The 13,325-nt window shown below is 60.5% G+C and carries 11 protein-coding genes; 1 reads left to right on the top strand and 10 read right to left on the bottom strand.

The features are described from left to right. Positions 1-105: 105 nt before the first annotated feature. The 6 genes from M0412_RS17150 to odc2 form a co-directional block, all read right to left on the bottom strand. Positions 106-735 carry an NAD(P)H-dependent oxidoreductase gene (locus M0412_RS17150; protein WP_142842797.1) on the bottom strand — a complete coding sequence of 210 codons (630 nt, stop codon included), beginning with the start codon at positions 733-735 and terminating at the stop codon, positions 106-108. A 301-nt stretch (positions 736-1,036) separates the two neighbouring features. Beyond that, positions 1,037-2,416 carry a GH1 family beta-glucosidase gene (locus tag M0412_RS17145; RefSeq protein ID WP_269699501.1) on the bottom strand — a complete coding sequence of 460 codons (1,380 nt, stop codon included), beginning with the start codon at positions 2,414-2,416 and terminating at the stop codon, positions 1,037-1,039. A 567-nt stretch (positions 2,417-2,983) separates the two neighbouring features. Next, the gene (locus tag M0412_RS17140) at positions 2,984-4,279 is read right to left on the bottom strand and encodes an MFS transporter (protein ID WP_110759946.1); all 1,296 of its coding nucleotides are present in this window, start codon (positions 4,277-4,279) and stop codon (positions 2,984-2,986) included. An 89-nt stretch (positions 4,280-4,368) separates the two neighbouring features. Continuing rightward, a complete protein-coding gene (locus M0412_RS17135; RefSeq protein WP_269699500.1) occupies positions 4,369-4,770 on the bottom strand; it encodes a MarR family winged helix-turn-helix transcriptional regulator in 402 nt (133 codons plus the stop codon). 450 nt (positions 4,771-5,220) lie between these two features. Next, entirely contained in the window at positions 5,221-5,790 is a 570-nt protein-coding gene (locus M0412_RS17130) for a GNAT family N-acetyltransferase (RefSeq protein ID WP_269699499.1), read from the bottom strand. 246 nt (positions 5,791-6,036) lie between these two features. Further along, entirely contained in the window at positions 6,037-7,170 is a 1,134-nt protein-coding gene (gene odc2 / locus M0412_RS17125; RefSeq protein WP_269699497.1) for an ornithine/lysine decarboxylase, read from the bottom strand. Between the two features lie 537 nt (positions 7,171-7,707). On the opposite strand from odc2, the gene M0412_RS17120 reads away from it, so the two are divergent. After that, a complete protein-coding gene (locus tag M0412_RS17120) occupies positions 7,708-8,601 on the top strand; it encodes a LysR family transcriptional regulator (RefSeq protein ID WP_065117027.1) in 894 nt (297 codons plus the stop codon). A 223-nt stretch (positions 8,602-8,824) separates the two neighbouring features. Here M0412_RS17120 and M0412_RS17115 read toward each other — a convergent pair whose 3' ends face one another. The 4 genes from M0412_RS17115 to M0412_RS17100 all read right to left on the bottom strand — a co-directional run bounded on the left by M0412_RS17115 (position 8,825) and on the right by M0412_RS17100 (position 13,245). Then, positions 8,825-9,778: a substrate-binding domain-containing protein gene (locus M0412_RS17115; protein WP_046800863.1), complete on the bottom strand. Its 954-nt coding sequence runs from the start codon at positions 9,776-9,778 to the stop codon at positions 8,825-8,827. 73 nt (positions 9,779-9,851) lie between these two features. After that, entirely contained in the window at positions 9,852-10,853 is a 1,002-nt protein-coding gene (locus M0412_RS17110; protein ID WP_269699496.1) for an ABC transporter permease, read from the bottom strand. A gap of 52 nt (positions 10,854-10,905) precedes the next feature. Next, a complete protein-coding gene (locus tag M0412_RS17105) occupies positions 10,906-12,429 on the bottom strand; it encodes a sugar ABC transporter ATP-binding protein (RefSeq protein ID WP_269699495.1) in 1,524 nt (507 codons plus the stop codon). A 192-nt stretch (positions 12,430-12,621) separates the two neighbouring features. After that, positions 12,622-13,245 carry a TetR family transcriptional regulator gene (locus M0412_RS17100; RefSeq protein WP_269699494.1) on the bottom strand — a complete coding sequence of 208 codons (624 nt, stop codon included), beginning with the start codon at positions 13,243-13,245 and terminating at the stop codon, positions 12,622-12,624. Between the last annotated feature and the right edge of the window lie 80 nt (positions 13,246-13,325).

Genomic DNA, 13,325 nt, shown 5'->3' with positions numbered 1-13,325 from the left:
TTTTAACAGGGATGTTTTTTCAATTATCTGAAAAGAGAGAAAAAATCTACCGCAAAGCCGCCTTGGCGACCCTGCGGCAGTCAAGATTTCGCGACGATATGAAAATCACACGCGGCTGGTGAATTCCTCGAGCGGGCGGCGCACCTTTTTCAGGTTCACCAGCCAGTCGCCATCGGGCTGGCGATAACCCAGCGGCAGGATGGTAACGGAGCGCAGACCCTTTTCACGCAGGCCCAAAATTTCATCGAGCTTGGCCGGATCAAAACCTTCCATCGGGGTGGAATCAACGCCCTCGAAAGCCGCCTGCGCCACCGCCATGCCGAAGCCGATATAGGCCTGACGGGCGGCATGTTCGAAATTCACCTGCTGGTCGCGCTGCGGATAGGAGGTGAGCAGCATCTGACGATAGGCTTCCCAGCCTTCATTCTTGATGCCGCGTTCTTCATTGACCAGATCGAACATATGGTTGATCCGCTCTTCGGTGTAGTTGTCCCACGCCGCAAACACCAGCAGATGCGAGCCATCGGTGACCTGCGCCTGGTTCCAGGCGATCTCGCGGATCTTGGCGCGCACGTCAGGATCGGTGACAACGATCACCTCGAAGGGCTGAAGACCGCTGGAAGTGGGCGCCAGCCGCGCCGCCTCGACGATGCGCTCGACCTTGTCTTCGGACACCGGTTTGGAAGGGTCCATTTTCTTGGTGGCATAACGCCAGTTGAGTTTTTCGATAAGCATGTTCGTTTTCCCTTGGGAGGACCAGCCCGCCCTGCCCCTTGGGCGACAGAACGGGCGCTACGCTTCGTAGCCTGTCTGACATAGGCGACGGGCTGGCGGGCACAAGCAGGCACCGCGAGGTAACCGATAAAAAAGTTTGGGAAACTGATAATAAGGGGACGGAACTTTCGAAGTTGCTCTCCGTCATCCTCGGGCTTGACCCGGGGATCCATCAGTACGACCCGATCGTGGATCCTCGGATCAAGTCCGAGGATGACGAACGAGAGGTCGGTGCTCTGACGCAATCACGCCATGGGTAAGTTTACCCCTTCACCACACCATAGTTGCCCTTCGGAAACCCCGAAGCCAGCGCGCTGTACCACTTCCCACTGTTCTTCAGCGTACGCACCTGCGTGTCATAATCCACATGCACGAGGCCGAAGCGCATGCGATAGCCTTCGGCCCATTCGAAATTATCCATCAGGCTCCAGGCGAAATAACCGCGCATCGGGTAACCGTCGCGGATGAGATCGGCGACGATGCCGAGGTGTTCGGCATAATAATCGAGCCGCGGCTGGTCATTCACCTCACCGTTTTCGATGCCCATATTATAGCAGGCGCCGTTTTCGGTGATGTAGCATTCCGGCAGGTCGTAACGCTTGTAGAGCGTCTCGACCAGCGACTGCAGCGCCGGCGCATAAACCTCCCAGCCGATATCGGTCTTCACATCGCTGACGGCGGGAGCCAGTGTGGTGGCGGGGAACTCCGCACCCGGCGTCGCATCGTCGGCAACGCGCATCGGCGTGTAATAATTCAGGCCCCACCAGTCGAGCTTCTGGCTGATGATGGCGAGGTCTTCCGCCTCCACGACGGGCATGCCGCTGCCCAGCGCTTCCATCATCTGCGCCGGATATTCACCCTTGAAGACCGGATCGAAAAACGCGCCATTGTGGAACTGGAAGGCCCGTTCGGCCGCTTTCAGATCAGCTTCGCTGTCGGAAGCGGGAATGACGGAATGGGCGTTCAGCACCAGTCCCACCGGTACCTTCGGCGCGACATGGCGCGATGCCTCGACGCCGAAACCATGGGCGAGATTGATGTGGTGCATGGCGGCAAGGGCTGCCTCCATGTTGCGCTCGCCCGGCGCGTGAATGCCGTAGAGATGGCTGAGCCACACCGCGCACCACGGCTCGTTGAAGGTCGCCACCGCATCCAGCCGGTCGCCGAGGCGGGCCATGACGGTCTTGGCGTAACGCTGAAAGGCATGGGCGGTGGAGCGCGAGGCCCAGCCGCCGTCGCCCATCAGCGTCAGCGGCAGGTCCCAATGGTAAAGCGTCGCATAGGTCTTGATGCCGCGCGCCTTGCAGCCATCAACGAGGCGGTCGTAAAAATCGAGCCCCTTCTCATTGATCGGGCCGAAACCGTCAGGAATGATGCGCGGCCAGGCGATGGAGAAACGATAGGCCTCGACGCCCATCTCCTTGATGAGATCGAGGTCTTCTTCCCAGCGATTATAGTGATCGCAGGCGATATCGCCATTGTGCCGCCCGAAGACATGGCCCGGCATGTTGCAGAAGGCATCCCAGATGGAGGGTTTGCGGCCATCCGCCTTGGTGGCACCTTCGATCTGGAAGGAGGCGGTTGCGACACCGAACAGGAAATCGCCGGGAAAACGGGCTGCAAGCGCTTTGGCATCGGTCATCGGAGAGGCCTTCTCATATCCATCGAGCGTGAAAAGATGAACAGCGGTTTAGACCATGTCGGCCAGCAGGTACAGCCGGAGCCGTTGAAATCTACAACGTTTCAGAATGGGAGGTTAACAAGTCCAAAGCGCTTTGCGCACGGAAATTCACCGCGGCGGCAAAGCAGCGGGGCGGGCCATCGGTCCGGCAAATGCGGATGGAATGGAAGTGTGGTGGTGAAAGTCGTGCATTTGCCGGACCGCGTTTCTTGGGCCGTGATACCGGCCCGCTTTGGTCGGGGTATTGTCACGACACCTATCGGATCGGTCCCTCCCCGCTTCTGGCATTGCGGGGCGCCTTTCCGAAACATGGCCTGCCAGAACCATGCTTGTCGATGCCGGCCTCCGATTCGCGAAGGGCGCCGCGCGTATCGCCCTTCCTTACCGGTTGCGGGAACAATGATGCGGCCGAAAGGAGCAACGGGGAAAAGCGGGGAGCAATTTTGCGGCAAGTGATTGGGCGAAAAGAGGCGGCGGCGGAAAATCATCCGCCGCCCTTTCACTATGAACCCTGCCGATGCGTGAAGATTACGCCGCCTGCGGCGCAAGGTTGGCGGAGCCCGGCTTTCTGAGCAGCAGCACCGAGACGGCGGCAATCATGCACATCAGGCCGGCAATCTGCAGCGCGGGCATATAGGTGTCGAAATCGCTCTTGAAGAAACCGGCGCCGAAGGCGGCGGTGGCGGCACCCAGCTGATGGCCGGCAAAGACCCAGCCGAACACCAGCCCCGCCTTTTCGCGGCCGAAATTCTCGGCGGCGAGCTTCACGGTCGGCGGCACGGTCGCCACCCAGTCCAGCCCGTAAAAGACGGCAAAGACCGAAAGCTCCACGAAGCTGAACCCGGAAAAGGAGAGATAAAGCAGCGACAGGCCACGCAGACCATAAAACCAGAACAGCAGGAAACGATTGTCGAAACGGTCGGAAAGCCAGCCGGCGAAGATCGTGCCGAAGAAATCGAAAATACCGATAACCGCCAGCGTACCCGCCGCCGTGACGGCGGCCATGCCGAAATCGCCGCAGATCGAAATCCAGTGGGTCTGGATGAGGCCGTTGGTGGAAAGGCCGCAGACGAAGAAAGTACCGAACAGCACCCAGAAGACCGGGTTGCCGGAGACGCTTTTCAGCGTCAGTATCGGCGAGACCAGCGTTGCGAGGAACCTGTGATCCTGCCTGGGCGGGTGCGCCACGACAGTCTCGCCATAGGCCGGCAGGCCGAGATCGGCGGGGTGGTCGCGCATCAGAAGCAGCACGAGGATCATGGCAACGGCAATCACCGCGACGGAAAGTGTCAGGGCTGTCCGCCAGCCATAGGCTTCCGTCAGCGCCGCCAGAAGCGGCAGAAAAACCAGCTGGCCGGTGGCGTTGCTGGCCGTCATCAGGCCGATCACCAGCCCGCGGCGTTTGGAAAACCAGCGCGTGGCAACCGTGGCGCCCAGCACCAGCGCCGTCATGCCGGTGCCGACACCAATCACCACGCCCCACAGCAGCAGCAATTGCCAGACCTCTGTCATGAAAAACGAGGCGACGATGCCGCCCATGATCAGCGCAAGTGCCGTCGACACCACCTGGCGGATGCCGAAATGGTTCATGAAGGCGGCGGCAAAAGGCCCGAGCAGGCCGAAAAGCACCAGCCGGACAGCCATGGCGGAGGAAATATCGGCGATATCCCAGCCGAATTCCTGATGCAGCGGCTGGATCATCACCCCCGCAGAGCCCATGGCGCCGGCGGTGGCCAGCATGGTCAGAAAGGTGGTGGCGGCGACAAGCCAGCCATAATGCAGGTTTCTGCCGGCCATCCAGCTGGCAAGGCGTGTGGAGAGCATGTTCAAGGTCCCTTTCCAGCGGCCTTCGGCCGATTCTTGCGGGTATATACCCGATTTTACGGGCAGATACCCGCTTCATGATCAAAAAATTACAGGGCGGCGAGCAGTTCCTGCAATTGCGCGGTCTTTTCCGGCCCCAGCCGGGCCTCGATCTCGTCCTGAACGCCGTCCCAGAGCGGTGCGCCCATCTTCAGGATCGCGTGCCCCTCCTCCGTCACGGTCAGCATCGCCTCCCGCTGGTCCTCGCCGTGGCCGATCGCCACCAGCCCCATGCGTGCCAGCACCCTGGCATTGCGGCCAACGGTGGAGCGATCCAGCTCCACCCGCGCGGCAAGATCGGTGAGCGACACCGGCGCGGTGCGATTGATGTTCCGCAACAGGCTGAACTGGCCGATATTGACGCCAAGCGGCGCCAGCGCCTCGTCATAATAGGACGAAACCTTGCGGGATGCTTTGCGCAACAGAATGCAGTGGCAGCTATCGTTTGGCATTTGTCTCGGGTATATACCCGCAAAATCGCAAGGGCAAGAGGCGTTCGGGAAAATTATCGGCGGGGAAGGTTTTGCCGCATGGACCATGGGGTCGAAACAACAAGCGCCAGCTTCTTGACGGAGCGACCGCTGGCGAAGCCGTGGCATCTCTCCTGCGATGCCGAACTTGTCCCATTGCTGTCCGGTTCAAATTTCTGGACGCTTTCTATGGCATGGAAGTTAGTGGCAAACGTTGGGCATTTTTCTTGGCGTCATCCTTGGGCTTGTCCCAAGAATCTAAACACATCAACAAAATCAAACCGTTGCAGATCCTCGGGACAGGCCCGAGGATGACGTCGGAGTGTTTGGCGAAGCTTGCCATCAATCGGATGACACGGCGCGAATGGCCAGATGTGTCAGAAGGCTAACCCCGGCCTTTCGCCGGGGTCTTAATATCAGCAGACTACTCGCTCAGGCCGAAAGCCGGCGGCCATTTGCCACCAGAAGACCGGCGGCACCTTCCAGCCAGCCGGCTTTCAGTTCCAGCGCAAGGAAGCGGCTGCGCTCGAACGGGCCGGGCATGATCAGGTGCTGCGCCTTGTTGGCGAAAAAGCCGAAGCGCTCGTAATATGGCGCATCGCCAACCAGAAGGATGGCGCCGTGGCCGCGTCTCGTAGCCTCGGCGATCGATGCGCGCATCAGTGCAGAGCCGATGCCCTTGCCCTCATGGGCGGCATCGACGGCCAGCGGGCCAAGCAGCAGCGCTTCAACCGCGCGGCCTTCGCGCGAAATGCCGGCTTCGACATTCCACAGGCGCACCGTGGCGATGACATGGCCGTCCTCATCACGGGCGACCAGCGCCAGGCCTTCGGCCGGAACGCGGCCGGCACGCAGCTTCTCGGAAGACTTGCGGCGGCGGCCGGCGCCCATGGCGCGGTCCAGCAGGTTCTCACGGGCAACGACATCGCCCGGATTTTCCTGATCGACATGAAATGTCTGCGGTGTGAAAAATGCCCGTACCGAATTCAAAAGAGCGGCCATCCTTGGCCTCCCGTCACACAACCGCCCACACGCGGCCCTTGATGAAAAATGGTGGAGCCGTTCCGGCCCGCCGACACGCTTTCCTCGGCTGGAAGAGGAGCAGCAAGCAGGGATTTGCGCAACAGCACAATCGGCAAGGCCGGAACGGAAGCTTGGTCGAGACGCCGCCCTTTTCAGCGGACGGCGTTCGGACTTTCAATCAGCATCGGATTTCCCGAAAGCGCGTACGCTTTTCGGTCGGATGCCTTAGATGACGTAGGCCTTCAGCGGCTCGAAGCCATTAAAGGCAACTGCCGAATAGGTCGTCGTATAAGCGCCGGTACCTTCGATCAGAACTTCGTCGCCGATGGTCAGCGAGACCGGCAGCGGGTACATGTTCTTTTCATACAGCACGTCGGCGCTGTCGCAGGTCGGGCCGGCCAGAATGCAGGGCTGCATCTCGTCCTGATCACGCTCGGTGCGGATCGGGTAACGGATAGCCTCATCCATCGTCTCGGCGAGACCGCCGAACTTGCCGATGTCGAGGAACACCCAGCGGTGGTTGTCATTGTCGGACTTCTTCGAGACGAGAACAACTTCCGCCTTGATGACGCCCGCATTGCCAACCATGCCGCGGCCCGGCTCGATGATCGTCTTCGGGATCTGGTTGCCGAAGTGCTTGCGCAGTGCCGTGTCGATTGCCTGGCCGTATTCTTCGGCGGCAGGAACGTCGCGCAGGTACTTGGTCGGGAAACCACCGCCCATATTGACCATCTGCAGGTGGATGCCCTGCTTGGCCAGCGAACCGAAAACCCGCTTTGCATCGGCAAGTGCAGCATCCCATGCGTCGAGATTCATCATCTGCGAACCGACATGGAAAGACACGCCGTAGGATTCCAGACCCATCTGATGCGCATAGACCAGAACATCGACGGCCATCTGCGGCACGCAGCCGAACTTGCGCGACAGCGGCCATTCAGCGCCTTCGCCATCCGTCAGCACGCGGCAGAATACGCGCGCGCCGGGGGCGGCACGGGCAACCTTTTCGACTTCCTCATGGCTATCAACGGCGAAGAGATCGATGCCGAGCGCGTAAGCGCGGGCGACATCGCGCTCCTTCTTGATGGTGTTGCCGAAGGAGATACGGTCGGCCGTCGCACCGGCATCGAGCGCCATCTGGATTTCAGCCACGGAGGCGCAATCGAAGCTGGAGCCGAGCGAAGCGAGCAGCTTCAGGATTTCCGGAGCCGGGTTTGCCTTGACGGCATAATAGATCGCGCTGTTCGGCAGGGAATGCCGGAACGCGTTGAAATTGTCGCGCACGACGTCGAGATCAACCACAAGGCAAGGGCCTTCGGGACGTCGGGTCTTGATGAAGTCGAGAATGCGTGCAGTCGTCATCGATATATTCCCTATAAAACCGACTCCGGAAAAATCCGGAGGACAAAGGACGCTCGAGATATGCACTCGAATCAGCCGGTGGAGGCGCAGAATCGATAGCATACGCTCAAGGCGTGAATATGAACGATGCCCTGCCAGAGCATCATTCGGCTTTGTCTGCCATCGATTGGAGGGATTGACCCGACCGCACTTCAGGCAATGATGGTGTGCCTCTTCAGTACCCCGGCTGATGGAAAGCCGGCAGAGAACCAGAAAGGCCCGCACCGTCGTTGCTTCATATGTCCTCGCATTTCCCGGTTGGCCGGAATAGCGACTGGAGGGGTTAGTTCCAGGTACCTTACCGAAATCCTCACCACATCGAGGAATCGGCGGACACACATGGGCACGTGCGACTTTGGGCAGCACGGGAGATAAGAATATTCGCAGTCATAATCAAGAGGTTTTTTTCACCATTTAGCGGATTTTTTCAGCAATGAATTTAGGGTTGAACAGTCGCCCTTCAGCGTTCAATTATATGGAACGAACCGGAGGATTTCCATGGACACGCTGACCCGCATCCGCGCCTTTATCGATGTCGTCGAGGCGGAGGGTTTTTCCGCCGCCGCGCGCAAGACCGGACGCTCCAAGGCGCTCCTGTCCAAGTACGTCCGGGAACTGGAAGATGATCTCGGCGCGCTGCTCCTTAACCGCACGACAAGGCAGTTTTCGCTGACCGAGGCCGGGCACACCTATTATCGCACCGCCTCCGACATACTGAAGGAGATCGACAACCTCGCCGATCTGGTGCGCGAGAAGAATGCTGACCTCAAAGGCAAGCTCCGGATTTCGGTGCCGCGCACCTTCATCGATGCCGATGTCGGCCAGAGCCTGATCGATTTCGCCAAGGAAAATCCGGAACTGTCGCTGGAAATCGTCGCCGAGGACCGGTTTGTCGATCTGATCGAGGAAGGTTTCGACCTTGCGGTCCGGATCACCCGGTTGGAAGATTCGGGCCTCATCGCCCGCAAGCTTTCCGATTTCCGCGTCTATGCGGTGGCGACGGCGGATTTCGTGGCGCAGCACGGGCCGCTCGACGGGCCGCAGGATTTCTCCCGTGTTCCCTTCATCATTGACACCAATACGCGTTTTCACAATACGGTGCGGTATCTGGAGCCGGATGGCGGCTCGAATTCGGTGACCATCAGCGGGCCGATCGAGGTCAACAGCCCCCAGGCGACCCTGCGCGCCGCCCGCGCCGGCCTCGGCATCGCCATGGTGCCTGACTTCATCGCCCGGCCCTATATCCAGTCCGGCGAGCTGGTGACGCTGTTTGACGATTATATTTCCAAGGACCGCGGCATTTATGCGGTCTATCCGCATCGCCGCTACCTGCCGGCCAAGGTGCGCAGCTTCGTGGATTATCTTTCGGCGTGGTTCAGGAAGAACGGGTGATGCGACGGACGGTTAAGTTGTCACACCGCCCTCACCTCCGTCATCCTCGGGCTTGACCCGAGGATCCATGTTTCAGCGGTTGATGGATCCTCGGGTCAAGCCCGAGGATGACGCCGCGTGTGACGAAATGTTTGCCGCGCCCTCTTCCCGCGCTGCGACAGACATTTATCCCTAATGCTGACGCCCGCCTTGCGGCGGGCGTCAGCATTAGCTGGAAATCAGATCAGAACGGCGAATCCGGGAAGTAGAACTGCTCGGCATTCTCCTTGGTGATCAATGTCGCGTCGAGAATATAATTCCCGGCAACCGGCACCTGATCATAGAAATGCCCGGCCGTCAGCTGCATGGCGGTCGCCACCATTGCCGGCGGATAGAGCACGTCGACCGGCACCAGCTTGTCGCCGTCCATGACCTTCTTGATCATGTCCTTGGAGCCGGCACCCGCAACGATATACTGGATATCGGTGCGTTTCGCCTGCTGGATCGCTTCCAGCACGCCGATCGCCATGTCGTCATCCTGGCACCAGACCACGTCGATTTTCTTGTATTTGGTCAGATAGTCCTGCATCACGCGGAAGGCGTCGTCGCGGTTCCAGTTGCCGTACTGACGGTCGAGAACCTTGACGTTCGAGCCAGCGATTCCCTTGTCGAACCCATCCTGACGCTGCTGGTCGATCGGGATCGGCAGGCCGCGAATGACCACCACTTCCGCATCCGGCGTGGTTTTCTTGATGTATTCGCCCGCCACCTGGCCAAGCGCCGGGTTGTTGCCGGCGACATAGAGATCGCGGATGGAATTGTCGTTGACGCTCGGCGCACGGTCCACCAGCGCAACGAAGGTGCCCTTGTCCTTGATCTCCTTGATGGCGTTGACCAGCGGATCGGGATCCGACGGCAGCACGACCAGCGCGTCCAGCCCCTGCACGGCAAGATCCTGCAGCGCGTTGGCCTGATTGGCGGCATCCGGCGATGTCTTGACGATCACATTAAGCCCCGGATGCTCCTGCATGAGCAGCTTCGCCACGCGCTCGGCATGATAAACGACGCCCGCCGTCCAGCCGTGATCGGCCGCCGGAATGGACACGCCGATGGTGACCTTCTTGTCCTGCGCATGCGCTGAGCCCGCCAGCACCGCAGCCAGCGCGGCAAAAGCCACACCGATGAATTTTCTACGCATAGTCTCTTTCCTCCCAAGACCGGGGCGTTCCTCCTTCAACCGCACCTGCCCCAGATGGCGCGGCGTGATTACGTCACCTGCGGCTGAGCGAGCGCTGCACCAGCATGGCGATGATGATGATGGCCCCCTGAATGGCGCCGATCAGATATTCGCTGACGAAGTTCGACAGGATCATGATGTTGCCGACGATCTCCAGAATGAAGGCGCCGCAGATCGTGCCCCAGATGCGCCCTACCCCGCCGCGCAGCGCCGTGCCGCCGACAACGACGGCGGTGATGGCCTGCAGTTCCCACAACATGCCCGTCGTGGCCGAGGTGGAAGCGAGACGCGGCACGTAAAGCAGCACCGCCACCGCAACACACAGCCCCTGCACCACATAGGCGATGGTGCGCACCCGGGTGACCGAAATGCCGGAATAACGCGCCACATCCTCGCTGGAGCCGACCGCTGTCAGATGCCGGCCATAACGGGTGCGGTAAAGCACGAAGGCGGCGATGGCGGCGGTCACGAAAATCACGATGACCGGCACCGGCACGCCCAGCACATTGCCGAAATAGACCGGGCGATAAAGCGTCTGGATTTCCGGGTTGCGCAGCGTGATGGCGCCGCCCTGCGACAGCCATGTGGTCAGCCCGCGATAGATGCCCATGGTGCCGAGCGTGGCGATGAAGGGCTCGATGCGGCCGATGGTGGTGATGAGGCCATTGGCCAGCCCGCAGGCCGCGCCGATGGCGAGCGCCAGCGCCATGGCGGCCAGCAGCATCAGAAGCGGACTGGCGATGACGCCGCTGTTCATGAACAGGATCATCAGGCTGGCGACGAAAGCCACCATCGCGCCAACGGAAAGATCGAGCCCGCCCGAGGTGATGACATAGGTCGCGCCAAGCGCGATGATGGCGATGAAGGCGCTGCGGGTGACGACGTTAAGAAGATTGTCGATGCCGATGAAATTGGGATTGGCGATGGTGCCGAGAACCAGCAGCAGGGCCAGCGCCACGAACGGCGCCACGGCGCGCAGATCCCAGTCCTTCGAGGTCTTCGGCGTCTTGCCGGTGTCAGTTGCGGCCTCGGTCATGTTTCCCCTCAATTGTCTTTTCTTCAGGCCATATCTTTCGAAACCCGCAGCCTCAGGCGGGTTCCTGCGTGTGAACACCGGTCGCCAGCGCCACGATGTCGTTTTCTGTCATGCGATCCCCCGTCACTTCACCGACGATACGGCCGGAACGCATCACCAGAATGCGGTCGCAGATGCCGATCAGCTCGGGCATTTCCGAGGAAACGACGATGATCGAGCGCCCCTCCTCCGCAAGCCCGGCGATGAAGCGGTAAATCTGCTCCTTGGTGCCGATGTCGATGCCGCGCGTCGGCTCGTCGATGATAACGATGGAGGGATCGAGCAGCATCATTTTGGCGAGCAGCAGCTTCTGCTGGTTGCCGCCGGAGAGCTGGCCCGCCAGCAGATCCTTGCGGCCGGTGCGGATGTCGAAATCGCGCACCGCATCATCAAGCGCCGCCGTCTCGCGGCGGGTATCGATCTGGAACAGCCGGCTGAACTTCTTCAGCGAAGCAAGCGTCAGATTGATGCGCAGATCCTTGGTAAGCAGCAGTCCCTTGCCCTTGCGATCCTCGCTCAAGTAAACGATGCCCGCCTTCAGGCTGTCTTCGGGCTTGGCGAAAGTGACCGCGCGCCCAAGATGGCGAACCGTTCCCCGCCCGGCCCGCAGGCCCAGCACGCCCTCCATCAGCTCCGTCCGCCCCGCTCCGACGAGACCGGCGAAACCGAGGATTTCGCCCTTGCGCAGGCGGAAACCGGCATCCTGCGCATAACCGGGAACGTTAAAATGCTCCACCTCAAGAACCGGCTCACGCTCACCGCCGGCATTGCGGTCGGGATAAAGCTTGGCGACATCCCGCCCCACCATCAGCCGCGCCATATCGGCCGGCTCCAGCTCTGAGGCCGGATGTGAGGCGACCAGCCTGCCGTCGCGCAGCACCGTCACCCGGTCGGCAATCTCCTTCACTTCCGGCAGGCGGTGCGAAATATAAAGCACGGCCACGCCTTTTGCCCTGATATCGCGGATGACATTCAGCAGCGCATCGGTCTCTATCGGCGTCAGGCTCGCGGTCGGCTCGTCGAAAATCACCACGCGATGCGGCACCAGCAGAACGCGGGCAATCTGCACCAGCTGCCGCTGGGCAATCGACAGGCTGCCGACGATGGCGTCGGGATCGATCGTGCCGCCGAGATCGCCGACGGCCCTGCGCGCACCATCGCGCATGGCGCGGTCGTCCATAACAGGACCTTTATGCAATTCACGGCCGAGATAGATATTCTGCGCCACCGTCAGATCGGGTGCCAGCAATATTTCCTGGTGTACGAGAACGATGCCGCGATGTTCGGCATCCACCGGCCCGCCAAGCGTAACGGCTGTACCATCAATGAGGATTTCACCGCCCGACGGCTTTTCATTGCCGGCCAGCAGCTTCATCAGCGTCGATTTACCGGCGCCGTTCTCGCCGATGATGGCGTGCACCTCGCCGGCACGCACCGCGATCTCGATATCTTTCAGAACCTGAACCGGCCCGAAGGATTTCGACAGCCCAACCGTCCGGACAAGGGCCGGGGCTGAAGTTTCGTCAGCAGAAGCCATGCGCCGTCACCGACAGCCGGTGAGAACGAACGGTTTTTGCCTCTCGATTTTTGCTGATTTGACCATAGGCGAACTCCTCCCAAAGCTCAGGGAAGAAGCTAACGTCCGTTTTGAGGTACGTAAAGCAAATTTCGCTCGTCTTTTAGAATACACTGAAATTTGACCGGCCGGGCAGGACGATACGGCGCTTGATCATGGCGCCGGGGGACGCTGGAAGCCCTTCATGAGACGATGCATGGCTTCTGCGCCTTCCTTCACCAGATCGAAACGTTTGCCGAACAGCAGCCAGTCGTAAACTATGCCTTTGATCAGCCAGTAGAGCGCACCGAGTGCTGATTCCGCCGTCCAGTTGTCGTTGAAGACGCCCTCGGCCTGCGCACGCTGAAAAGCCGCCTCCAGCCGCTCCTTGTGGTAACGGTCCAGCTCTTCCTGCGCATGCAGCACCGGGGCGAACTCGTCTGAATAGCTGGTGCGCAGGCTGATGGTCATGATGCGCTGGCGTTGTTCGTCCTGCGCCAGAAGCGCCAGCCACTTGCAGGCCGCTTCCTCGATCTTGGAAAGCAGGGTCAACCCCTTGAGATCAGGATCACCGAAATCAAGCAGATCGGATTCCGGCAGCGCCACCGATTTATAGAGGCCGATGAAAAGGTCGGTCTTGCTGGAAAAATGCCAGTATATCGCCCCGCGCGTGACCCCGGCTGCGGCCGCCACCTCGTCCAGCGAGGCGTTGGCCACGCCCTTCTTGAAGAACACACGCTCGGCAGCGGCAAGGATCGCCTGACGCGTCTCTTCTGCCTCGGCCTTGGTACGGCGCATGCTGATGTCTCCTTCCAGTCGTGACACGGCGCTTTCGCACCGTGCCTTTTCTTGTCGTGCCAGGCTGTCATTCACATGAA

Source organism: Agrobacterium sp. O3.4 (genome assembly GCF_041414895.1).
Taxonomy (GTDB): Bacteria; Pseudomonadota; Alphaproteobacteria; order Rhizobiales; family Rhizobiaceae; genus Agrobacterium; species Agrobacterium cucumeris.
Note: the sequence above shows the minus strand (reverse complement) of the source record. Positions and strands in the feature narration are given on the sequence as shown.